This window comes from Pyruvatibacter sp. HU-CL02332 (assembly GCF_040362765.1).
Classification (GTDB): Bacteria; Pseudomonadota; Alphaproteobacteria; order CGMCC-115125; family CGMCC-115125; genus Pyruvatibacter.
Window position 1 is genome coordinate 569527 of sequence record NZ_BAABWK010000001.1, and the last position, 24296, is coordinate 593822.

Below are 24296 nucleotides of genomic sequence, written 5' to 3' on the forward strand. Positions count from 1 at the left end.
ATCAATTCCCCCCACCCGTATCAACAGCACCAAATCCTTGCGCACTCGCACCCTGCGCATTAAGCCCCGCTTCCACCGACGCCAGATCGCGGGCAAGTGCATCCGCGTTTGTGCCCGGCGTGCTGTCCACAAGTTTGCGTGCCGCATCAAATGCGTCTGCCGTTTTCTGCGCGCGATCTGAGAAGTTGCGCCCGGCAGTCGTGACATCGTTCTGCAGCGCTGCAATCGCATCCGCGTCAGCGCCCGATGCCTTGGCGTCCTCCAGTCGTTTGGACTTTGTCACCAGTTCAGCCAGCGCCTGATTTTGCTCAGTCTTGGCCCGCTTGAGAGCCTGCGACACTTGTTGGGCCTGCTGCGCCTGCGTATCGACGGGCTGATTGCCCACGGCTACACGTTCCGCGGCATCATCGGCAAGGTTGCGAAGCCGCTGCGCCTTAGCATCGAGTGCCGCCGCCTCATTGACCGCATTCACCGCGACACCACCCTGACTGCCTGACGCAACATTCGGTGCCCTGGCTTCGTCAAACTCTTTCAAAACCTGCTTGAACGCATCGGGGTCCGCAAAGGCTTCGCGCAGGTCTTTATCAATCAGGTCCTTGAGGCCACCGGCACCGCCCTGACCAAACTTGGTCGCCGTGCCGTCCTGAATGCTTTTGGCCAGACCTTCATCGCCCGCCGCCGTCGCCTTCCTGAAGCTGTTGAACTCGCTCGCGCCCACATTGGTGGAGCCGAACAGCCGTTCACCCAATACCGCCCGGGCGGACTCCGGTGACCCTGCTTCAATGACGCTGCCGGATTCCACAAAACCAGCGGACGCATTCGGCCCATCGCCCTTGACCAGAATATTGCCGGGGTTGGTATCAAACGGCACCAGCTTGGCATTCGCCGCCTTGTCGAACTCGCGCAGAATGGCGATCTGCTGTTCTCGGGTCAGTTTGACATTGCCCTCGCCCGCCACCTTCTCGATGTCCTCAAGAGTCTTGGCGCCATCGGGGAACCGCTCCTGCTTGAAGAACGGGACCTCTACTTCAACACCATCAATCACACGCTTGACCGTGCCCTGCCCCTTGATGTCCAGCGAGTTGACGCCCGCGTCTGCAAATTTCTCAGCGCCGCTGATCTGGTCATCGACAATCTCACGCGCCGCATCCGGATCAAACTTGGCACCCGCTCCGCCTTCACCTTTTGACACAACCTTGCCGGTACCATCCACACGGACGTTCTCAACCAGCTTGATAACGTCAGAGTTGGGATCACCGATCTTCTCAGCCACCACGTTGGCCGTGCGGCCTTCGCCGACAGCCCCTGCCGGGTCGTCCAGCGCTGCAGCCCGATCCGCAGGCAGGTCAATCGCACCCTTGTCCACCTTGCCCGGCGTCAGCGGCGGCCCCTGATTGCCCGCAGCCGCCTGCTGCTTGAGCGCTTCCTGCCGAGCTTTCTCTTTCGCAGCTCTGGCCGCAGCCTCAGCTTCATCGGCTGCGTCATCAAGCGCGTCAGCAACCTTCTCTTCTGGCGTTCCAGGCTTCTTGTTCAGGTTCTCGAAAAAATCTGACACGTCATCCGGAGGGCCATCGCCTGGGTCTGCAATGTCGTCGGCAAAGTCGAACGCGCCGCCATCAGACGTCCCGTCGCCATCACCAAAAATGTCAGCAAGTTCATCCTCGACGCTGCGACCGCCCCCTGAACCGTCGGTCGCGTCCCCCACCTCATCAAGAAAATTGCCATTGCCGGTGTCTGGCTCCGCATCCCCGAAGATATCTGCCAGATCATCCTCGACGGTTCTGCCGCTGCCGGTCCCGCCAGCAGGGACATCTTGGTCAGCCGCCTTGGCAAGATCATCGAGCACATTGGCGTTGTCGGCCTGCTCAGCCAGCGCATCCACCTGATCCTCGATACGCTTCAGCTCATTGGCCTCATCCACCGTGTCGGCAAATTTCTGCGTATCCCGAATGGCCTGCTCCGCCACATCGTCAAGCGGACCAAGACCCTTGGTGGCACGCAGATCATTTGCAGCCGCAATCGCTTCGTCGGTGGACGTAAAGACCTTGCCGCCCACCTTCAGCGATCTGGCACTGACAACAAGAGCTTCGCCGCCAAGCAGATCAAGCGCGAGAAACACGCCCGCAGATTGGCCCTTATTGATGGTTTGCTGTTCTTCGCTTTCCACGAGAAAACGTGTGGCTTCCTCTGTCAGATCTGTGGGTTCATCTCGCACAGCCTGCGCAATGGCAATACCGATTGCTTCGCCAACAGCCTCCGCATCATTCACCGTCAGTTCCGCAATATTGCCGATGCCAAAGCCGCCAAGCTGGTTCAACACCACCGCCCCACTCAGCTTGTCTTCCTGGCGCACCCGCAGATCTTCATCAATGAAGGCAGCAATGTCCGTACCCACCACAATGTCAAAGCCGCGTGGCAGAGATTCTGTGAGGAATTTTTTGGCATCCCTGAGCTGCTGGTCATCGGAAAACGCTGCCCCCAACGTGATGCCGTTGAGAACTGCCTTGTTAGCGGTCTCAAAGATTGTCCGCAGCCCTACAAAGAAGTCTTCGATGGCAACCAGCCCGCCAAGGCTTTCAACCTCTTTGATCTGCTTCGTGATTTCGCGCTGCGCCGCCAGCGCCCTGTCGCCATCCATCTTGAAGCGCAGGGGGAAGAAATCCTCAAAGCCTTCAACAACCGTTTCCAACGGCGGCGGCAAAATCGCAGCCTTGCGAAATACTTCCGGCGATACATCACGGTCAGGATGCTCGGGAAACGTCGTGTTCATGCCCGGCAGACCGGTAACAAGCCCCTCGCCCTCAGTGCCCGCAAGCACAGATGTGCCCTCACCGGGAGGCGCGCCGAGACAATGTTCGAAAGTGCCCGCATTGAACAGCGCTGCCAGACGCTGCTTCTTGCTCTGGTTGTCCGCACGCAACTGTGCCAACTGGTCTTTGCGCGCTTGAATTTTTTCCCGCGCTTCCTTCAGCTCCTTGGCAATGAAGGCGTCAACTTTTGTGCGCGTCTTGCTGCTTTCCGCGCTGGCTCGTGCGGAGATGTCCGCAAGTTCCTTTTTGAACTTCGCGACCTGTGCCAGCTGTCCAGCGCCGGACGTGAAGATGAAGGGAATGGCGGGTTCTGGAATGTCCGCCCCAAGCAACATGGGAATAAACAACGCATCGTCGCCCAACGCCGCACGTCGTTTGCGATCCCGCTCAAGCGCGGCGCGTTGTCCGGCTGCCAGGATGGTCTGTGCCTGCTTGCTTTGCAGCACGCCCGCCCGAGCCGCCCGCTCCACATAGTCGGCCATCAGGTCATTTTGATCCTGCAGCGGCGCCCGAAAGTCGCGCAACGGTGTCAGAATGTCATTGAGGAAGATCGCTTCAATGTCTTTTTGGCCCGCATCATGAAACAGGACGTCCAGCAGCAATGCTTCCATCAGATCCGTCACCGGTTCACAGGACTGCCTGAGAAGCTTTGTCCGCCGCGCGATTTCGCGTTCGCAGTCACGGCAGGCCTTTTGATCCGCGGGCGGCACCTTCGGTGCAGACGCTTGCTTGAGGAAACGTTCAGGCTCAAGCTGGGTGCGGACGACAATCCTGCCGTCCTCATCAAGCTCATGCAGGGGAATGGGCACCAGGTCACCGGGCTGCTGCGACCCGCTGACATTCTCAAACCCGCCCTCTGCCAGCTCGTCTTCAGGCAGTTCTACTTTCAGGCCACCTGCACCATCGGCAAGGTTTTGAGCGGCAGGCTTCGTGCCACCGCAATTGAGCACCTGGATGATGTGCCGCACCGGTGCCGGCCGAAAATTCTGCGGCCCGCCGCCAAGGTCTGCTTCGTCAATGGATGCAAACAGCTGGTAATTGCCGTCACCATATTTCCGGGCATCGAAAACGAAATTGCCCCGCGGCCCGATCTTCTCGAGCACTTCACCGTCCCGCCGCAATTCCCACGTCGCCCGGCTGTAGGGTTCCTCGCGGACATTTTTTGAGAACACCGCTGAATTGGTTTCACTAGTGATGTCCGCCACCCGCACCGTCGAGGTGAAGGTATAGGTCTTGCAGTGATTGCGATTGTCCGGGTCCCGCGGATCACGCTTGGACCCGATGACAAACGCCGTTCCCACAACCTTCGAGCCCTTGGGATTATCAATCCGGATCTGCGTAATGCCGCGCGTCCGGTTCTGGCCGGCAGAGACAACCGTCACCGTCTGCGACACGGCCCCGATCCGGAACGGTGACAACCGCCCCTTGGCCCGCACGGTCAGCCGGTAGACACCCGGCCGGGGCAGCTTGGCTAGGCCCTGGGCAAACTCGCCAAGTTTTTCAAAGGGCGCATCCGCATTGTCAGCGCGTTCAACAATCAGATCATATTGCTCCACCACCGGCTGGCGTTTGCCTGCATCGCGTGAGAACGCCTGCGTGACATGGCAATCCGTGGAGAAGCCCAGAATCTTTTCAATAATGACGTAGTCACCAACCGGACGGATGGCGGGCTGGTTGGCAAAGTCGATGACCGTCGGCAGTTTGAAGTAAAGCTGCTTGAGCACACGCTGCCCGACGCCTGCCTGCGTAAAGCCGTCCTTGCTCAGTTCGCGCGCAAGCCCCGCCTGCGCCTGCGCTGCCTCCTGCGACGACAGCACACCAATCTGGTCCGGAAACCCGCACACAGCCCCCTGCGCATGGGCCGGAGCCACCTGCAGCGCCAGCAAAGCCGCTACCGCCAGAGCACCAATGGCACTCAGCAGTCCCGTTCGGTGGATCGAAAGACGACAAACTGACGAAAAGACGCTGGAACGCAGCACGTTTGGATATTCCCCCTAGCCAGCCGTGCACCTGACCTGCGCACGGGGGAGAAATATCTATGGGCATTCGCACGCGCAGGCACCTGTCCAATAGGACAGGAAACGACATCTCCGGACGAAAAATGCCCGCAAAACTGGGAAAAAGAAGTGGGCTAGTTGCTCAAAAGATTACTGCGCGCCGCAATGGCCACCACCTCAACCCGTGAGGACGCTCCCAGCTTCTTCATCAGATTGTTCACATGGAACTTGATGGTCCGCTCACTGATGTTCAGGGCTTTGGCCATCTCCGGATTCGAGTCGCCACGTCCAAGCAGAGACAGGCACTCCAGTTCGCGTACGGACAATTGCACGTTGGGTACGTTTTCAAGGTCAAACCCGATAAAGTCATGCACCGCCACCGCAAAGACACGCGCCAGATCAATCAGCTCCTGACGTTGCGCTGAAATGCGCGCTTCATCAGCTTCGCTTTCACCAAGCACAAAGAAGTAGACCACCTGAATGCGCCCCGGCGTGTGCACCGGAACGAACAGGTCATAACTGAGGTGATAGTGGCTGGTCAGATCCACCAGCTCCTTTTGGTCCCGCGTGACATTCTCAGGCGTATAGACATCCGCCGTCGTAAACGGCTCCGTCGCCTTGGCGATGGCCGCCACCGCAAGATCAGTGTCGCGATACCCCTTCCACAGATACAGGGCCTCATAGGGCTTCATGTGGCGTGGCCCGCGGGTGGTAATCAGAAAGTCGCTCGACTGCGGCGACGCCCATGCGTCGCGGCGGCAGGAGAAATACAGGAGACCATCAACAGCCATCGACTGGAGAATGGCCTCAAGCACATTCACCGCCTGATTGTAATTCGACAGCGAGCCTACCTGCGCCAGAAATCGCGCCGCCGGCGGAAGCATGTCACCGGGCACCGCTCCATTGGTTCTGGCAGCAGCTTTGGCCCCTGTCCGTCCTGCGGTCTTTCCGGCTTTTTTAGTTGATGACCCGGCCACCTTTTGCCCAGACGCCATGTGCAACGCGTTCCCCTAGCCCAAACACCTGCAAAAGGGCAGAAAACCGCACTCCTCGCAGGGGAAGGACATTAGCATTCTCCCCCGCCGACGGCACCTTGAGATTTTGACCATGGGCGCGGCCAATCAATCGAACACAAAACCAGACACCACCGGTATCCAGGAAATCCCACCGGATAAAACCGAGTGACCTATCTCAATGAAGACGATCAGTTTTAGGCGCAGCATGCAGGTAAGCGTGGCCTTGGAACGTGTAGTGCGTCCATCGCAGGCATCAGTACGGCACTCTCAACCCAAACCGGAGGACTGCCCTATGACAACCGCAGGATTGAAGGTCTTTGACGAAACGGTTCACCTCACCAACACGTGGTTGAATGAACTGCAGCGGGATTTGGACCTCGAGAGCAAGCAGCAGGCCTATCACATTCTCCGGGTGGTTTTGCACCACCTGCGCGACATGCTGCCGGTCAACAACGCCATTCACCTGTCGGCACAATTGCCCATGCTTGTGCGCGGATTCTATCTGGAGAACTGGCGGCCAGGTGCCAAGACACCCCATCCAAAAACCCGCGAGGCGTTTTTGGACGCTGTCTCAGAAGACTTCATGCCGGGCCCTGACATCTCCGCCGCCAGTGCGGTCAATGCTGTGTTCTTCCTGCTCTCGCAGCATGTCACCGAGGGCGAGATCAGGCAGGTCATCGATTGCCTTCCAAAGCCGGTCCAGACGCTCTGGGATTCGGCCCGCCCGGCAGGCTAACCGCGCCTGCGCGCAACAAACCGCTTGATGGAGGCACGCACATGCTCGGTGGAAACCTGAAACTCACGACTGTCTTTGGCATCGAGATCAAAGTGAATGTGAGCTGGGTATTCATTGCAGCGCTGCTCTCGTGGGCCTTGGCAAAGGGTTACTTTCCCGTTCTCCACGAGGGGCTGCAGCAGATCGACTACTGGTCAATGAGCATCATTGCCGTGCTTGGACTGTTTGCCTCCATCCTTCTTCATGAACTTGCACATTCCATCGTTGCCCGCGCGTTCGGCCTGGAAATCAAAAGCATTACCCTCTGGCTCCTCGGCGGCATGGCAGAGATGCGCGATGAGCCGCCCACCCCCAAGGCTGAATTTCTGATGGCGATCGCCGGCCCCGCCGCAAGCATCTCGCTCGCGGGCCTGTTTTATCTCACTGGGGTAGCACTGGGATCTGGCGGTTCGGCAGCCTTGATCGGCCTCGTCGCCAGTTATCTGGCAAAGCTCAATCTTGTCCTGGCGATCTTCAATCTCGCCCCCGCTTTCCCGCTCGATGGCGGCAGGGTGGCCCGGGCCGCCATATGGTCGGCAACCGGCAACTATCAGCGCGCAACAGATATCGCATCGATTATGGGATCGATCTTTGGACTGGGCCTCATTGCATTGGGCCTGATTTCCCTACTCACCGGCATGGGGTTGAGCAGCCTTTGGCTGGTCATTCTCGGCCTCTTCATCCGCTTTGCCGCAGATGCGTCCCGCGCGCAGGCTCAGGCAAAACACACACTCGCCGGCGAACGGGTCTCCGACATCATGACGGCCAACCCCATTTGCGTGTCACCGGACATACCCGTGGCTCATCTAATTGAGCACTACATGTACAAATATCCCTTCGAGTTCTTTCCGGTGGTCGATAACGGCCAGCTTGTTGGAAGCGTGAGCCTGCATGAGGTCAAGCGTGTTCCACCTGGGGAGCGCGGCGCCATCCCTGTCCATCAGATCACTCGCCCACTCACCGACGACCACACAATCGGCATCGACGCGAGTGCTGCACAAGCGCTCGCCCAGATGCAGGCGACCGGGCAGAGCCTGCTCATGGTCACCCGCGGCCAAGCAATTGTCGGCGTCATCGCCATGCGCGACATCCTGAGACTGGTGACCCTCAAGACCACGCTCGCCAATAGCTGATCCCGCCATCTGGCCCGGTTTTGGGCGCAAAAGTTAAGAAGTGCACCGCCCCCGCAGCGGCGGGCTTTTCACAACACCATCGCGTAGAAATCTCACTCTCCATCGCAAGCCAGCATGTCGGTACGGAAATTCCTCGACACGACGCAATGCCATGTTAGCGTCCGCCCAACTTTGCAATTCAATCAACCTAATGAGGTCCATCATGTCTTTGCCCGAAACCTACCTTCAGATGCTGTCCACCCTCACCGAGGATGGCGAACTCCGCATGGAACTGGTCGAGCAGAAAATGCCGACGCCAAAACCCGGTCAGGTCATCATCAAGGTGGAAGCCACCCCGGTGAACCCGTCTGACCTTGGTGTCATGTTCGGCATGGCGGACGCAGCCGCATCCACAACATCCGGCTCCGGTGCCACAACCAAACTGTCAGCCCCTGTCTCGTCCCAGGGCATGCGCGTCATGAAGGCCCGCATCGGCCAGCCGCTCCCCGTCGGCAATGAAGGCGCCGGCACGGTTGTGGCTGCAGGCGACGACAAGGAAGCACAGGCTTTGATGGGCAAGACCGTGGCAGCCATGGGCGGCGGCATGTACGGCCAGTACCGCTGCGTTGATGCCATCATGTGCATGCCGCTTCTGGATGGCGACACGGCCAAGGATGGTGCGTCCAGCTTCGTGAACCCGCTCACCGCTCTTTGCATGGTTGAGAACATGCGCATGGACGGCCACACGGCCCTGGTCCACACAGCAGCCGCGTCAAACCTCGGCCAGATGCTCAACCGCATCTGTCAGGCAGATGGTGTTGAACTTGTGAACATCGTCCGCAAGAAAGAACAGGCCGACATTCTCAAGGCCATGGGTGCGAAATACATCGTCGACAGCAGCAGCGACAATTTCCTCGCTGAGCTGACGGACGCCGTTCACGCAACCGGCGCAACGCTTGCCTTTGACGCAACAGGCGGCGGCACCCTCGCCTCCACCATTCTCAGCGCCATGGAAGGGGCAGCCGCCCGCACACCAGGTGCCTACAGCATCTATGGCTCGGTCGCCCACAAGCAGGTCTTCCTCTATGGCGGCCTCGACACGTCCCCCACCACCCTGACACGCGGCTACGGCATGGCCTGGGGCGTGGGTGGCTGGCTGCTGCCAAACTTCCTTGCCAAGGCAGGTCTTGAAGTTGCGGGCCGCCTGCGCACGCGCGTTGCCAACGAACTCAAGACAACCTTCGCCAGCAACTACACCGACGAAATTTCTCTGGCTGAAGCCCTGCAGGCAGATGTCGTCGGCCGCTATCAGGCAAAGACAACAGGTGAGAAGTTCCTCATCTGCCCCCAGAAAGACATCTAGGAAGCAAAGCTTCCTCGACACAAAAGAAGGCCCGCACCGACATACGGTGCGGGCCTTTTTCTTTGGACGCCAACACTTGGCAAAGGTCTGGAATGACCCGCGCCGCAATGTGCGCCATCTCACCCGTGTGTCACCGCGACATGCAACGGAAGCATGCCGCTACGGAAAATCTGCCGCCGCCATATCCACTGGCATAGGCACACGCCCCGACCTATATTTTTGGACAGTTCAGTATCCAAAACGCCAGGGCGGACCAGACACATCATGCGACTTGTCAGCGACGACATCCTCACCGACAGCAACCGGCAACGCCCTACTTTTGATGCGGTCTATCCAGAGCTCAAGGAATTTGAGCTGTGGAACCCCGCGTCCTGGACCCAGGGCCACCCCCACGACTTCTACAGGAACATGCGTGAGAGCGCGCCGGTCATGTGGTCCGAGCTGCGCAAGGGCGGTGACGGGTTCTGGTCTGTCAGCCGCTACGACGATCTCAAGGCCGTTGAGCTGGCCCCCACGGTGTTTTCCTCAGAGCGCGGCAGCATCAATCTCGGCGTTGCGCCCAAGGACAAATGGAAACCTGAAAAGCTCGTCTCCGCTGCCTTGAACGCGCTCATCAACCTTGATGCGCCCCGGCACATGGAAATGCGCATCCAGCAGATGGATTTTTTCGCGCCAGCCTATGTGGCGACCCTGCGCGACAAAGTCTCTGCAAAGGTCGACGCGCTGCTCGACGACATGGAAAGCAAGGGCCCTGTCGTCGATATGGTGCCGGTGTTCTCTCAGGAACTGCCGCTCTTCACCCTGTGTGAAATGCTCGGCGTCGACGAAGAAGACCGTCCCAAGATCGCCCACTGGATGCACTATCTGGAACTCGCCAGCCAGTACCTCACCAATCCGTGGCAGGTCATCATCAAGGAACCGCTGTTCCCGTTCCGCTTCTTCAAGGCCGTGGAAGACATGTTCGCCTATGGGGAAGCCATCATGGCGGACCGCCGCGCCAACCCGCGCGAAGATCTGCTGACAGCCATTGCCAAGACCAAACTGTCTGACGAAGAACTGCCGCAGGAATTCCTCGACGGGTCCTGGCTCCTCATCATCTTTGCCGGCAACGACACCAGCCGCAATTCGCTGTCAGGCACCATTCGCCTGATGACGGAATTCCCCGACCAGCGCCAGATGGTGCTCGATGACACATCGCTCATCCCGCGCATGTCACAGGAAGCCCTGCGCATGATTTCGCCCGTGCGCCACATGCGCCGCACAGCCGTTGAAGACACGGAAATCAACGGCCAGCGCATCGGCAAGGATGAAAAGGTTGTGTTGTGGTACGGCGCCGCCAACCGTGACCCCAGCATGTTCCCGGATCCGGACCGCTTCGACATGATGCGGGACAATGTGGACAAGCACCTGGCCTTTGGCCACGGCGTCCACAAATGCCTCGGCAGCCGCATCGCCCAGATGCAGCTGCGCCTGTCCTATGAGCGCATCTTTGACCGGTTCCCCAACATCACATGGACCGGCCATCAGAAAGTGGCCCCCAACGCGCTGGTGCACGCCATCTCAAGCCTGAAGGTCAATCTGTACGGCCCCGACGGCAAGCGCCCGACACAGGTGCAGGTGCGCGCGGCCTAGGCCCGCCCGCCCTCAAGAGCGAACAGCGCTGTCATGTGACCATCGTCCAGCGTCCTGTTGCAGGTGATGGTGACGTCCGGCTTCGCCATGGCGAGATCATACTCGCCAAATGTCTCGGCAATCCGCTCGACCACATCACACACATGGTCCCTGGGCCGCTGCCCCAACAACCATGTGGCGTGGTTGTCCCGTTCGTCATCAGCCCCTTGCTGTGCTGCCGCCAACATGGCTGCCATCGATAACTCATCCGCTGTCATGCGTCCGCATCCCGGCAAGGCGATGCTGATTGTCCGCCGCCCTTCAAAGCCAAAAATGCGGGCAAGCTGCAAAACATCTGCAAGCGCCTCAGGTCCCCTGTCACCGAAGACCCGGTCGAACCCCTTGCTGACCGGAGGGCACTGACTATGGCCCGAGGCGCAGGCACGAAACCCCCAGATGGCGATGCCGGTTCCAAGTCCAAGGTCCGGCAGGAACACGCCCTCGACAAAAGACGTAGAGGCCTCAGAAGCACCCGGACACATCGACAGCGCCTTTCGTATGGGGTTCAGAAATGGGCCCGGAGGAGATACGGCGCGGCCAGACATGCGTTGCGACGCGCTGATATGCCCGGCAGATCGACGGGATCCAAACCATCCGATCTTCGCAGGCCCGTAGGCCCGTTAGCCGCGCCGCACCTCCCCCGAGGAACGATGCAAAAGCATCTCCTCGCTTATAATGTTATCGATAATCATTATCAATATCATTCTTAAGATGCGTACACATTGTTTGTCTCCGTGAGGATTCCCTCACAGACCGTCATCGAACATTGTCGAAATCAGGCCCGCAGACCTTTGTGAGGCAGTGGCCAAATGCAGCGGTCTCCGCATCGCTTGGACGCGAAGACCTGTCGCAAACAGATAGAGAAATGCTCAGCTACCGAAGCGTTCAATCACCATCTTGCCCAGGGTCATCAGATGCACCTGGTCGGGCCCGTCCGCCTGGCGGCACCAGCGGGCATAATTGTAGTGCTCGGCCATGGGGTAATCTTCCGTCAGGCCGCCCGCCCCGTGCATCTGCATGCAGCGGTCAATCACCGTCTGCATCATGATCGGCACCTGGGTCTTGGTGGCGGCAATCAGGTCACGGCTTTCCTGAGCGCCCTTCTCATCCATGGACTGCGCAGTGCGATGCACCAGCAGCCGCGCCATCTCGATCTCTGAAAATGACTTGGCAATCTCTTCGCGCACGGACTGATGCTTGGCCAGCGGACGCCCGAAGGTCTCACGGTTGAGAACGCGGTGGCAGGCCAGCTCCAGCGACCGCTGCCCGGCGCCGATCAGCCGCATGCAGTGATGCATCCGTCCCGGCCCAAGGCGACCCTGAGCAATCTCAAAGCCGCGCCCTTCGCCCAGCAGCACATTGTCCGCAGGCACCCGCACATTCTCGAATACGATTTCAGCGTGCCCTATGGGCGCGTCGTCATACCCAAGCGTGGACAGCGGGCGCACAAGCGTGATGCCCGGCGTGTCCTTGGGCACCAGCACCTGCGTCTGCTGCTTGTGACGGTTTTCATTGTCCGGATCAGACTTGCCCATGACGATGAATATCTGCGTGCGCTCATACATGGCATTGGTGATGAACCACTTGCGCCCGTTGAGCAGCCACTCGTCGCCCTCGCGGATGATCGAGAACTGGATGTTGGTCGCATCACTCGACGCCACATCCGGTTCCGTCATCGCATAGGACGACCGGATCTCACCGGCGAGCAGCGGCTTCAGCCACTGCTCCTGCTGCGCCGGCGTCGCATATTTCATGAAGACTTCCATGTTGCCGGTGTCAGGCGCGTTGCAGTTGAACACTTCAGGGGCCCAGATGACCCGCCCCATGATTTCGGCCAGCGGCGCATACTCGAAATTGCTGATGCCCCCATGCTCCGAATACTGAGAAAATTCAGGCGGCACGAACAGGTTCCACAGCCCTTCCGCCCGCGCCTTGGCCTTCAACTCATCCATCAGCGGCAAGGCTGCAAACCGGTTGGGCGCTGCCGCCAGCGCCTCCGCATAGGCTTTTTCATTGGGATAGATATGCGCGTCCATAAACGCGCGCAGCTTGTCCTGAAGAACAAGAGAGGTGTCGCTGTAAGTGTACATAAGGCCTCGGGGGTCATGCTGAATTGCGGATGCCCGCATTTGCCCTGACCCACGCGAGCCAGTCAATGAGCACACCCACAGGCACATGGCCCCTACTGGAGCCTTGATGGATTATTCGAAGAAGGAGATTTGGTAGCGGGAGAGGGACTTGAACCCCCGACACGCGGATTATGATTCCGCTGCTCTAACCAGCTGAGCTACCCCGCCACACATTTCTCGCGGGCACCTGTCAAAAACTGCCGGAAAACCGGTAATTTCAATGGCACAAAGCGCGGGAAAGACGGGCATATAGACGCCGCATCTTCCCGGTGTCAAGCGCCCAGCTGCCAGGCGGCATTTTAAGGCCATATCCCCAGTGGAATTGCGGATTGAGGCCTCCGGGACACATGCCATGCCCCAAAATTAGGCATATGCAACCGAATATGTGGAAATAATAACCTTTGGTCGTGTACAAAGTGTGCAGGGTGACGGTTTCATGACCGAATCACTAAGAGGGGACGGCCCATCCACTGAGGCCGAGATAACCAAAACAAACGACTTGAGGGGACGAAGCAAATGACAAAAACACTCCTTGCAGGCGCTGCCTTTGCAGCCGCTGCTCTTCTGGGCACAACAGCAGCCCAGGCAGACGATGCCGGCTGGTACGCAAGCCTTGGTGGCGGCGTGAACTGGGTGGATGAAGTCTCAGGCAACGGCGTGTCTATGGATTTCGAAGCCGGCTACAGCATCGTTGGCGCGGTGGGCTATGCCTACGCAGACGGCGAAATGGGCCGCTTCCGCGCTGAAGGTGAAATCAGCTGGACATCAAACGAGCTCGACAGCGCATCTGCCCTTGGCACGACCGTCAGCCTTGGTGGTGAGCTGGATCAGTTCGGCTTCATGGTTCAGGGTCTGTATGACTTCCTCCCGGATAGCGGCATCCGCCCCTATCTTGGTGTTGGTGTCGGCGTCGTTGACGGTGAAGTCACTGCAACGGTAGCAGGCGTGACGCTCAAGTCCGACGGCACCAACTTTGCCTATCGCGGCCTTGCCGGCGTTGGCGTCGCACTGGGCGACAATGCAACGCTTGATGTTGGGTACCGCTTCACAGGCGTGACCTCTGATGAAAACATCAACAACAATGCAGCCATCGCTCAGGTGCGCTTCAACTTCTAGATCTTCTTCACTGAAGCTTCTTCGAAAAGGGCGTCCCTGAGGGGCGCCCTTTTTTGTTGTTTAGGTGCTGCTGTCTGTCCGGCGTCGGAAGCGCATCAACGTGAAGATGCGCAAAAGCCCAAGTGGCTTTTCCATCACCAGTTCCAGATCAGGATGATTGAGCACCCGCTCGCGACCAAACGCCGGGTGCCAGCCGATAAGGGCGGCCACGCGCTCAAGCTTGCGCTCAAACCACAGCACCCACCCGTCCGCCTTGGCAAAGTGATTGACGATCACGACTTCGCCGCCCGGCTTGGTGATACGCGCCAGTTCGTCCAGCACCGCTTCCGGGTTGGGCGCGACCGACATCACATACATGGCGACCGCACAGTCAAAGCGGCCTGTCTCATAGGTCAGTGCGCCTGCGTCCATTTCCTCCAGCGCAGCCACATGCCCCAAAGCCCGCTCGCTGACCCGGCGTCGGGCCAGCTCAAGCATGTCCGTTGAAAGATCAATGCCGGTGATCCGCGTGGTGCGCGCATAGCCGGGAAGCGAAAGCCCTGACCCCACACCGACTTCCAGCACGCTCATTGGCTCGTCGCTTGCGTGCGCGTTGGCATGCTTGCGAGCCAGCGCATTGACCGCCGCCACCGCCGCAGCACGGCCCACATCCGTAACGGGACCAACAACAGCATCATAAAACCGGGCCCAGCGCGCATAAGCACGCCGAACCGCATTCTCATCCAGAGCTTGGGAGTTTCCTGTCATCCCATTCACGTAACCGCAGAGAATGACGATTTAAAGGGGAAGATCGACGAATTGCGTTAGGTCAAAACGGCAGCAGAAGCACGCAGCTAGAGCGTACGCCGTATCCAGCCACCGCCCAGCACCCGGCTGCCATCAGCGGGATCATAAAAGACGCAGGCCTGACCCGGCGACACCCCTTCTTCCGGAGATGACAACGTCACCAGCGCCCCGTCTTGTGTCGCCACAATGCGCGCGGCAAGCAGACGACCGGTGGACCGCACTTTGACGTTCACATCCACCGGGGTGTCGCTCAACGGCTGGTCACCAATCCAGTTGACGTCCGTAAGGGTGATGTCGCTCACACCCAGTGCTGACCGTGGCCCGACAATCACCTGCCGCTGTTCCGGATTGAGTCGCACCACAAACAATGGCTCTGCATTCTCGCCACCCATTTCGGTGTCGCTGATCCCAAGACCGCGACGCTGCCCGATCGTGTAGCGGATGATGCCGTCATGTGTGCCAAGCACCCGACCATCCATATGCACAATGTCACCGGGTTCAGCTGCTTCCGGGCGCAGCCGTTCAACCACCTGCGCATATTTGCCGTCCGGCACAAAGCAGATGTCCTGGCTGTCCGGCTTGGCCGCCACCTCAAGGCCCAGCTTCTGGGCAAGGGCACGCGTTTCATCCTTCGGCAACCCGCCAAGCGGGAACCGTAGAAACGCCAGCTGCTCGGGCTTGGTCGTAAACATGAAGTAGCTCTGGTCGCGACTGTCATCGACCGCGCGATGCAGCTGCGGTCCGGCATCACCGTCAAACCGCTGCACATAGTGACCTGTCGCAAGCGCATCTGCGCCAAGATCGCGGGCCGTTTCCATCAGGTCTCGAAATTTCACACGTTCATTGCAGCGCACGCAGGGAATAGGGGTTTCGCCGCGCGCATAGGCATCGGCAAAATCCGTCATCACGGAATCCTTGAAACGGCTTTCATAGTCCAGAACGTAGTGCGGGATATCCAGACGCTCCGCCACCCGGCGCGCATCATGAATGTCCTGCCCGGCGCAGCATGCGCCCTTCTTCTGAACCGCAGCTCCATGGTCGTAAAGCTGCAGCGTGATGCCCACAACGTCGTAGCCGGCCTGCGCGTAAAGGGCAGCCGCAACGGAGCTGTCCACGCCGCCGGACATGGCAACCACCACCCGCGTGTCCGCAGGGGCCTTGCCGGCAATCACCGGTGGCAGGTCGACGAACGGCGTCTCCACTCGCGCGGCGGCCTTATCCTCAGGCGTAGTATGGGCATCAATATGTGTCATGGCGCGGGACTATAGCGCCCGCCTCCCCCGCAGCAAGCCTCATGGGTCCCCAACCCAGCAAGCGGGACCCGGCAAGTCAGTCCCCCGCCCGGCAGGAATTGCCGGTCTTAGCCCGACTTCTGCCGGGCAAATCTCAGACGCACTTAGCGCAAAATCCCGAAATTCTGCCGTTTTTCGCTCAAGGCCCGGTTGGCCCCGCCCTTGCTCATACCTGTCTGAGAAATTGCGTCCATGCCGGCCACCCGGCCTTCCGCATGGGCATCGGGGCACGACAAGAGACACGGGATAAACCGGATGACATCGACTGAGACATTTAACGCAGGCCAGGTCCGCAAGGCAGAGGCAGCAGCACAGGTGAAAAACGCCGAGCCGCGCCGCGCCGAAGACGACAGCCGCTTCACAGAAGAACTGCGTGCCAGCCGGGCAGAAGAGAAGCGTCAGGCGGAAGAGCGCGTCCGCGAACGCAAGTCGGACGAAGCCCGTCTGGAAGAAACCCGCAAGGCTGACGCCCGCGAAGCAGCCGCACGCTCTGAAGAAGCCCGCGCTGAAGACGCAAGAGATGAAAAGGCGCAGGAAGAAAAAACCCGCGAGGAACGCGCCTCTGATCAGTCTGACGAAAACGACACAGCGGCTGCGGAAGACGAAGCCACAGCGGACAACGTTGAAGCAACCAAACAGCAGACTGCGGCGGTCGAGACCGTCATCGGCGCTGAAGCAAGTGACGCACAACCTGTCGCTGACGCAACAGACACCACCCAGGCCGATGATGATGTGGTGACCGCATCTGTTAAAGACATCACCACAGCAGAGAAAGCCGCAGCCACACAGCAGGCAGCAGCGGCAAGCGCAGCAGCAAACAAAGCTGAGGCGACAACGGCTGGTGACAAGCAGAATGCACCCACCGCCGTCTCCGCTGCATCCAAGAACGCCGACAGCAAGACCAACCAGCCAACACCTGACCAGCAAAATGCATCAACCGCTGCCAAACCGGCTGCGGCTGGCAACAGTGCTGCGGCTCCAACCGCTGACAGCGCAGCTGGCAAGGCACAGGCCACAATTCGTGATGCCGCCGCCGCACCTGTGGAAACGGAAGTAACCGTCGCAAGCACATCCGCGCAGGCGGCCGGCAAACGCGGTCTTGGCCACGCCACAGCTGAAAGCATGCAGGACGCAAAAGCTGAGGCAAAGCCAACAGCCAAAACCACGTCAGCGACACAGGCACCGGAAACCGCAGCATCGACTGACAAGCCCACAACCATGGCCCAGGCAGCCCAGCGCACATCCGCGTCCGAGATTGCGCTTCAGGCGATTCTGGCCAAACCAGCCGGCACCCCTCAGGACATTCGTGTTGCGGGGCTTGACGGCGCTGCCAGCACGCCTCTTCAGGCCACCGACAGTGCAGCCCCTGCACCCAGCGTAACCGTGCGTGCCATCGTGGCAGCTTCCGCGCAGCCTGGCACACCGGTTCAGCCACAGACACCGGCCCGCGAGATCGCCATCAACATGGCGAAGAATCTGGGCAACGGCACAAACCGCTTTGAAATCCGTCTCGACCCTGCCGAGCTTGGCCGCATTGATGTGCGGATGGAACTTGGTACGGATGGACGCGTTCAGGCGCATCTGACCGTCGACAAGCCCGAAACGCTGGACATGCTCCAGCGCGACGCCCGCTCATTGGAAAAAGCCTTGAGCGATGCCGGTCTCGATATGGAAAACGGCACCCTCAGCTATTCCATGCGTGACGACGGCGACGGCTCAGGTTTTGCCGACAACCGCGACACTGCTGAAGGCACCTCAGACAAAACACCGACCGAAGACGAACTGGCAGCAGATCTTGCCGCCGTCCAGCACATCTATGCGCTTAAAGCCGGGTCCGGCTCTGGCGTAGACATCCGCATCTAGGGACAGACCATGTCAATTGAAGCAATTGCAGCCGCACAGTCCGCTCAAAGCGCCGCCTCCACAGCCGGTTCAAAGCTCAATACGGACTTTGATACGTTTCTGACGCTGCTCACCACGCAGTTGAAGAACCAGGACCCTCTGGAGCCGCTGGACAGCAGCGAGTTCACCAACCAGCTGGTCCAGTTCTCAAGCGTTGAGCAGAACATCGCCACCAACCAGAACCTTGAGCAGCTGCTGAACCTCACCTTCGCCAACTTTGCAACGGACGCTGTGGGGTACATCGGCAAGGAAGTCGTGGCTGAAAGCCCGACCGCCATCCTCACAGATGGGTCGGCCAACTGGGGCTACGAGCTGGATGCCCCGGCTGAAAAAGTACAGCTGTTTGTCACGGATGCTGCAGGCCGACTGGTGCACACCTCAGACCTGCAAAACCTCTCTGGTAACCAGACCTTTAACTGGAATGGCAAGGATTCAAATGGCCGGCAGCTGTCAGACGGTGCCTACACCCTGCGTGTGATTGCCCAGGATGCCGCTGAAAACGAAATCAAAGTCACCATGAAGCAGGCCGGTGTCGTCTCGGCTGTTGAGTTCGACAACAACACGCCGGTTCTTACCGTCAATGGCTCCGGTATCCAGTTGTCAGATGTCATCACAGTTCGTGATGTCGCGACCGGGTCGTAACCCAATGACCCTTTTGACCCATTGCGACACACCCCAAGGCACCAAAGTTAATTGGCTATTCACCATGGCATTTAGCCCTTCCTTAAATGCCCACGACGTACTCTTCAGCTCACACACACAGAACGTGTGACGGTTTGAAGTCAGGATCTGCTTGAAATGAGCATGCAATATCAATCGCGAGTGAGCTATGTGATCGGGCCGGATGGTAGCCCCCTCACTATTGCTGACCTGCCGCCGCCGGAAACGAAGCGCTGGGTCATCCGCCGCAAGGCTGAAGTCGTGGCCGCTGTGCGCGGGGGTCTTCTATCATTGGAAGAAGCCTGCCAGCGCTACACGCTGACTGTCGAAGAGTTTTTGAGCTGGCAGCGGTCCATTGAGCGTCACGGCCTGCCAGGCCTGCGCGCCACCCGCGTGCAGCAATACCGCGAGCACTAGAACAAGCGTTTTCAGAAAAAGTGGTTTCCGGTTTTTCGGTTCGAAAACGCGAAAAACCAAGACGAGGCATGATGCACCATCATGCCGGACACAACATACGGGTCCTTATTGAGTATCGGCCCCCAAGATAGCCGCAAGGCTTGCGTACTTGTGCGTCGTAGCGCCGGAGAGTGGAAACACTCCCCGGCGTTTTCTTTTTGTTAAGCCTTCAAATTGTTTCGACCAATCGGCAAATTTTGCCGAGTTATCTGCCGACGTTAAGACGTTGTTTAGTGGTGCCGGGTAAATCTTGCCTAGCTGGATTACACCGGACACGGACAAAACCACCAAGGACATAGGTGGGCGATCGTGGACCGGCCCTTTTATCCGGCGCGATGATCCACTAGGCCCAGGATGAGCCGGAGTATCGCGCAATCCCGACCACACTCCGGGGGTGCGCCGTGAACGGCACATTTGACTTCCTAAAGGGGCTTGGCCCCTCTCGGCTTATCGCACTGGGCGCTGTCACCATCGCCCTCGTTGCCTTTTTTGCCGTCATCATGATGCGTGTGTCGCAACCCACCATGGCGCTGCTCTATAGCGGCCTGCCGGTGAGCGACAGTGCTGAAATCGTTGCCAAGCTCGAGGCCATGAGCGTGCCGTACGAGCTTAAGGGCGACGGCACCACCATTATGGTTCCCAAGACAGAAGCCCTGCGCCTGCGCATGAGCATGGCCGAAGCGGGCCTGCCGTCCGGCGGTTCTGTTGGCTACGAAATCTTTGACGACACATCTGCGCTGGGCACCACCAGCTTCGTGCAGAACATGAACCATCTGCGCGCTCTGGAAGGCGAACTCGCCCGCACCGTGCGCGCCCTCGACACTGTTCAGGCTGCCCGCGTGCATCTCGTCATGCCCGAACGCGAACTCTTCAGCCGCGAACGTCAGGAACCAACCGCCTCCATCGTCATCAAGGCCCGTGGCGGCCTTGGTCGCAGTCAGGCCAAGGGCATTCAGTTCCTTGTGGCCTCTGCAGTTGAAGGCCTCAATGCCGCCAACGTCTCCATCATTGATGAAACCGGCAACATGATCGCCGGCGGGGCCGACGGCACGTCGCTGGGGTCTTCCTCCATGGACGAACGCCAGCGCGAATATGAAACACGCCTGCGCCGTCAGGTCGCTGACATTGTCACCAGCGTCGTCGGCACCAACCGCGCACGCATTCAGGTCGCAGCCGAGCTGGACTTCAACCGCATCACCCGCAACTCAGAGACATTTGACCCAGAAGGTCAGGTTGTCCGGTCAACCCAGACGGTCGAAGAATCTTCTTCTGCAACAGAACGCGACGGCCAGGCTGGCGTGACAGTGGGCAATGACCTGCCGGACGCTATCGGCCAGGGCGGCGGTGCTGACGACGCAACGTCGAATGAAAGCAACGCCCGCGTTGAAGAAACGGTCAACTACGAAATCTCTCGCACCACCACGACGGAAGTGATCGAGGCTGGCAGCGTCAAGCGCCTGTCCGTTGCCGTGCTCGTGGATGGCGCATATGAGGCAGCCGAAGACGGCACGCAGACATACACCGCCCGCTCACCTGAAGAGCTGGAAATGATTGGGCGTCTTGTGCGCTCTTCCATCGGCTTTGATGCCGCTCGCGGCGACAGTGTCGAAGTGGTCAATCTGCCGATCAACGACACCGCTACAGAACTTCTTGCAGACGACGCTGCTGAACTTGGCTTCATGGACAGCATCATGAGCAGCCTCGACGTCATGCGTCTTGCTGAACTTGGTGCTCTTGTGGTCGTCACGCTACTTGGCGTCTTCCTGGTGGCTCGTCCGCTCATCAACAAGCTGACCACACCTGGCGTCCAGCAAGGTGGCCAGGCTGCAATCACCGGCGGTGCCCCAAGCAACGCGCCGCAGCTTCCCAGCCCCGACATGCAGCAGATACTGGCACAGGCCCAGGCAGACGGTCAGGAAGTCATCACCGCCCCCGACGGCACACCCATTGCGCTTGCTGCCCCCACGCCGGAGCAGCAGGCCGCAATGATGCTGGAAGACAACACAGGTTCGATGATCGACATCGCCCAGATTGAAGGACAGGTGCGCGAAAGCTCCGTCCGCAAGGTTGGCGAGATCGTTCAAAACCATCCCGAAGAGTCGCTGACAATCCTGCGCGGCTGGCTCCACGAAACCGCATAGTTCACGCGCCAACAAGGTCTGAAAGTCGACATCATGGTCGCTCAAGCAAAACCAAAGATGGACATCAACAAGCTGACCGGTGGCGAGAAAGCCGCCATCATGCTGCTCGCCCTGGGCGAAGAGCATGGCGCGCAGCTCTGGGAAATGTTCGACGACGATGAAATCCGCGAACTCTCCATGGCCATGTCCAATCTGGGCACGGTTGATGCGGAACTCGTTGAAAAGCTGTTGCTCGAATTCGTTTCCGGCATGTCATCTACCGGCGCCCTGGTTGGTACCTTTGATTCAACAGAGCGCCTGCTCTCACGTTTCCTGCCTGACGAACGCGTCAGCCTTGTCATGGACGAGATCCGTGGTCCTGCCGGTCGCACCATGTGGGACAAGCTGGGCAATGTGAACGAAGTCGTTCTGGCCAATTACCTCAAGAACGAATACCCGCAGACAGTTGCCGTCGTGCTCTCGAAAATTCGCGCTGACCATGCCGCCAACGTGCTGGGTGCCCTGCCCGAGGACTTCTCCATGGAAGTCGTCAACCGCATGCTGCGTATGGAAAGCGTACAGAAGGACATTCTGGACAAGGTCGAACAGACCCTGCGTCAGGAATTCATGTCCAACCTTGCCCGCACCAACCGGCGCGACAGCCACGAGACCATGGCGGAGATCTTCAACAACTTCGATCGCCAGACCGAAAACCGCTTCATGACGTCCCTTGAAGAGCGCAACCGCGACGCGGCGGAACGCATCAAGGCCCTCATGTTCACATTCGAAGATCTGGCCAAGCTCGACCCGGGTTCCGTGCAAACACTTCTGCGCGCTGTCGAAAAAGACAAGCTGGCTCTGGGTCTCAAGGGCTCTTCCGATACCCTGCGCGATCTCTTCCTCTCCAACATGACCGAACGCGCCGCCAAGATGCTGCGCGAAGACATGGACATGATGGGCCCTGTCCGCCTCAAGGACGTGGACGAAGCGCAGATGATGATGGTCAACATCGCCAAGGACCTCGCCAACAAGGGCGAGATCATGATGGCGGACGGCAATTCGGAGGACGAGCTCATCTATTAGTCCGGCTTCGAACGGACATAGAGAGCACCAGACCTCATGAGCAACCCAGCCATCATCACCCTGCAGGAAACGTCCCGGTTCGAGTTCGATCGCGAACTGTCCAAGGGCGCCGTCGTGCAGCCACGCGCAGAACGCAAGAAGACCAAGTGGTCCGAAGAAGAAGTCAACGCCATTCGGGCAGAGGCCTTTGCCGCCGGTGAGGATGCTGCGCGCGCCAGTGAAGAAGCGAACATCTCCCGCCAGATAGCGGCCGGCTCCCAGCAGGTTGCTGAACGCCTTGGCGTCCTGCTTGAAAATCTGCACACAGAGCGCGGAAGCCTGCGCGAAGAAGCAGCTGAAATCGCTCTCACCATTGCCCGCAAGCTGATGCCGGCCCTGATGGAAAGCGCACCCACCGCTGAGATTGAAGCTGTTATCGAGAACTCCTTTGCCCTGCTGCGCAACGAAGCCCGCGTCGTCATCTATGTGGCTGACGGCGAAGAGGAACTTCTCGGACCACGCATCAGCGAAATGACAACTGAACACGGCTTTGACGGCCAGCTTGTCGTGCGCACAAACGAAGATATTGCCCCCGGCGACGTTCGCATTGAATGGGCCAGTGGCGCGATCACCCGCGACACACCAGCCCTTGACGCAAACATTGAACAGATTGTCCGCACCTACCTGTCAGCACCCGGTGCCGACCAGTCCGGACAGACAGACTTTTTCGCCCTTCTGGGCAAGCAGCAATAACCCCTGCTCCGCGCGGGCATTGGAAAGCCCAAAGCGGACAGAGTTGAGGAGAAGACCATGAGTGACGAAACCGAAATGCCGCTCGATGATTTGTCAAATGCAGGCGCGGACGCAGGTCCAAACGCTGGGTTTGCAAACCCGGACGCAGAACTTCCCGTTCCGGCTGAAGGCGCCGAAGGTACAGACGAAACCGCACAGCCTGGCGACGGCGAAGAACGCTTTGCCGCTGACCTTGAAGCTGTGTTCGACGTGCCCGTGCATGTCTCTGCCGTGCTGGGCAAGACCCACATGGAAGTCAGCCAGCTTCTCAAGCTCGGCCGCGGCGCGGTCGTGGAACTGGACCGCAAGGTCGGTGAGGCCATCGATATCTACGTCAACAACCGTCTCGTCGCCCGTGGCGAAGTCGTGGTCGTGGACGAGCGTCTCGGCGTCACCATGACGGAAATCATCAAGGGCGGAAACGCTGCGTAAGGCGACGCAGCAACGGAAAAACACCATCATGCGCTCATCACTCACAGCCATCATCGCCCTGATCGCAAGCTTTGCCTTGCTGGCGGCTGCCCTGACCCTTGAAGGCAACGGGTCAGCGTTCCTTGATGTGCGTGCGGCTCTCATCGTCTTTGGCGGCACTCTGGCCGTCACCATGATCTCGTTCTCTCCTCTCGAGGTCATCATGGCGATCCGCGAGACCTGGTCTGCCATCGCCACCCCGCGGTTCAACCGCAAGGGCGCAGCTGACCGGATGCTGAAGATTGCCGAGCGTACCCGCAAGGACGGCCTCCTGGGCGTTGAGCGCCTGCTCCCCAAGCTTCGTAACGATCCTTTCCTGTCACGCGCCCTTGCCATGCTGGTTGACGGCATTGAAGTCGCCGACGTCGAGCGCATGCTTGAAGACGAACGTCTTGCAACAGCACAGCGCCGTACCGAAAGCGCCGAAGTCCTGCGCCGTGCCGCAGACATTGCACCCGCCATGGGCCTCATCGGCACATTGGTTGGCCTTGTTCAGATGCTCGGCCAGCTGAACGACCCCGCAGCCATCGGCCCCGCCATGGCCGTGGCCCTGCTCACCACATTCTACGGCGCGGTCCTGGGCACCATGGTGCTCTCCCCGCTTGCCGCCAAACTTGATCGCATCTCAGGCGATGAACGCGACATGCTCGCGATCTACGCCGCCGGTGCAGCCGCCATCGGCCGCAAGGACCATCCTCGCCAGGTCGAACACACACTCAACGCCCTGCTTCCCGAAGCAGACCGCGTCCAGTATTCGCGTTAAGGA

General features: G+C 59.4%; 19 protein-coding genes and 1 tRNA gene. 13 read left to right on the forward strand and 7 right to left on the reverse strand.

What is annotated here, in order from left to right; translation table 11 throughout:
- Window position 1 precedes the first annotated feature (1 nt).
- On the reverse strand, window positions 2-4789 hold the full coding sequence (locus tag ABXH05_RS02785) for a hypothetical protein (protein WP_353559680.1): 4788 nt from the start codon (window positions 4787-4789) through the stop codon (window positions 2-4).
- 152 nt (window positions 4790-4941) lie between these two features.
- The gene (locus ABXH05_RS02790) at window positions 4942-5802 is read right to left on the reverse strand and encodes a helix-turn-helix transcriptional regulator (protein ID WP_353559681.1); all 861 of its coding nucleotides are present in this window, start codon (window positions 5800-5802) and stop codon (window positions 4942-4944) included.
- A gap of 313 nt (window positions 5803-6115) precedes the next feature.
- Here ABXH05_RS02790 and ABXH05_RS02795 point away from each other — a divergent pair, with 313 nt between their 5' ends.
- The 4 genes from ABXH05_RS02795 (at window position 6116) to ABXH05_RS02810 (ending at window position 10705) form a co-directional block, all read left to right on the forward strand.
- Complete coding sequence (locus ABXH05_RS02795) at window positions 6116-6559, forward strand: DUF2267 domain-containing protein (RefSeq protein ID WP_353559682.1); 444 nt, start codon at window positions 6116-6118, stop codon at window positions 6557-6559.
- 41 nt (window positions 6560-6600) lie between these two features.
- On the forward strand, window positions 6601-7731 hold the full coding sequence (locus ABXH05_RS02800) for a site-2 protease family protein (RefSeq protein ID WP_353559683.1): 1131 nt from the start codon (window positions 6601-6603) through the stop codon (window positions 7729-7731).
- A gap of 202 nt (window positions 7732-7933) precedes the next feature.
- Window positions 7934-9073, forward strand: coding sequence for a zinc-binding dehydrogenase (locus tag ABXH05_RS02805; protein WP_353559684.1), 1140 nt, complete (start codon window positions 7934-7936; stop codon window positions 9071-9073).
- Between the two features lie 264 nt (window positions 9074-9337).
- The gene (locus ABXH05_RS02810) at window positions 9338-10705 is read left to right on the forward strand and encodes a cytochrome P450 (RefSeq protein ID WP_353559685.1); all 1368 of its coding nucleotides are present in this window, start codon (window positions 9338-9340) and stop codon (window positions 10703-10705) included.
- Here ABXH05_RS02810 and ABXH05_RS02815 read toward each other — a convergent pair.
- The 3 genes from ABXH05_RS02815 to ABXH05_RS02825 all read right to left on the reverse strand — a co-directional run bounded on the left by ABXH05_RS02815 (window position 10702) and on the right by ABXH05_RS02825 (window position 13041).
- On the reverse strand, window positions 10702-11226 hold the full coding sequence (locus ABXH05_RS02815; RefSeq protein ID WP_353559686.1) for a hypothetical protein: 525 nt from the start codon (window positions 11224-11226) through the stop codon (window positions 10702-10704). The two genes, ABXH05_RS02810 and ABXH05_RS02815, sit on opposite strands and share 4 nt — an antisense overlap.
- Before the next feature lie 387 nt (window positions 11227-11613).
- On the reverse strand, window positions 11614-12873 hold the full coding sequence (locus ABXH05_RS02820) for an acyl-CoA dehydrogenase family protein (protein ID WP_502947707.1): 1260 nt from the start codon (window positions 12871-12873) through the stop codon (window positions 11614-11616).
- A gap of 91 nt (window positions 12874-12964) precedes the next feature.
- Window positions 12965-13041: transfer RNA gene (locus tag ABXH05_RS02825), tRNA-Met, on the reverse strand.
- 348 nt (window positions 13042-13389) lie between these two features.
- Here ABXH05_RS02825 and ABXH05_RS02830 point away from each other — a divergent pair.
- Complete coding sequence (locus ABXH05_RS02830; RefSeq protein WP_348138146.1) at window positions 13390-13989, forward strand: outer membrane protein; 600 nt, start codon at window positions 13390-13392, stop codon at window positions 13987-13989.
- 60 nt (window positions 13990-14049) lie between these two features.
- On the opposite strand, the gene ABXH05_RS02835 is transcribed toward ABXH05_RS02830, so the two are convergent.
- Window positions 14050-14736 (reverse strand): class I SAM-dependent methyltransferase, encoded by a 687-nt coding sequence (locus ABXH05_RS02835; protein WP_353559687.1) that lies wholly within the window; start codon window positions 14734-14736, stop codon window positions 14050-14052.
- A gap of 86 nt (window positions 14737-14822) precedes the next feature.
- Entirely contained in the window at window positions 14823-16028 is a 1206-nt protein-coding gene (gene mnmA, locus ABXH05_RS02840) for a tRNA 2-thiouridine(34) synthase MnmA (RefSeq protein WP_353559688.1), read from the reverse strand.
- Between the two features lie 294 nt (window positions 16029-16322).
- Between mnmA and ABXH05_RS02845 the strand changes: the two genes are divergently transcribed.
- From ABXH05_RS02845 to ABXH05_RS02880, 8 genes are all read left to right on the forward strand, one after another.
- A complete protein-coding gene (locus ABXH05_RS02845; protein ID WP_353559689.1) occupies window positions 16323-17930 on the forward strand; it encodes a flagellar hook-length control protein FliK in 1608 nt (535 codons plus the stop codon).
- A gap of 9 nt (window positions 17931-17939) precedes the next feature.
- The gene (locus tag ABXH05_RS02850) at window positions 17940-18611 is read left to right on the forward strand and encodes a flagellar hook assembly protein FlgD (RefSeq protein ID WP_353559690.1); all 672 of its coding nucleotides are present in this window, start codon (window positions 17940-17942) and stop codon (window positions 18609-18611) included.
- 156 nt (window positions 18612-18767) lie between these two features.
- Window positions 18768-19046 carry a CtrA inhibitor SciP gene (sciP, locus tag ABXH05_RS02855; RefSeq protein ID WP_348138136.1) on the forward strand — a complete coding sequence of 93 codons (279 nt, stop codon included), beginning with the start codon at window positions 18768-18770 and terminating at the stop codon, window positions 19044-19046.
- Window positions 19047-19486: 440 nt separating this feature from the next.
- Entirely contained in the window at window positions 19487-21226 is a 1740-nt protein-coding gene (fliF, locus tag ABXH05_RS02860; RefSeq protein ID WP_353559691.1) for a flagellar basal-body MS-ring/collar protein FliF, read from the forward strand.
- A gap of 33 nt (window positions 21227-21259) precedes the next feature.
- Window positions 21260-22288 carry a flagellar motor switch protein FliG gene (gene fliG / locus ABXH05_RS02865; RefSeq protein ID WP_043949688.1) on the forward strand — a complete coding sequence of 343 codons (1029 nt, stop codon included), beginning with the start codon at window positions 21260-21262 and terminating at the stop codon, window positions 22286-22288.
- Window positions 22289-22324: 36 nt separating this feature from the next.
- Window positions 22325-23020, forward strand: coding sequence for a FliH/SctL family protein (locus tag ABXH05_RS02870; protein ID WP_353559692.1), 696 nt, complete (start codon window positions 22325-22327; stop codon window positions 23018-23020).
- Window positions 23021-23077: 57 nt separating this feature from the next.
- Entirely contained in the window at window positions 23078-23491 is a 414-nt protein-coding gene (gene fliN, locus ABXH05_RS02875; protein WP_353559693.1) for a flagellar motor switch protein FliN, read from the forward strand.
- 28 nt (window positions 23492-23519) lie between these two features.
- The gene (locus tag ABXH05_RS02880) at window positions 23520-24293 is read left to right on the forward strand and encodes a motility protein A (protein ID WP_353559694.1); all 774 of its coding nucleotides are present in this window, start codon (window positions 23520-23522) and stop codon (window positions 24291-24293) included.
- Window positions 24294-24296 lie beyond the last annotated feature (3 nt).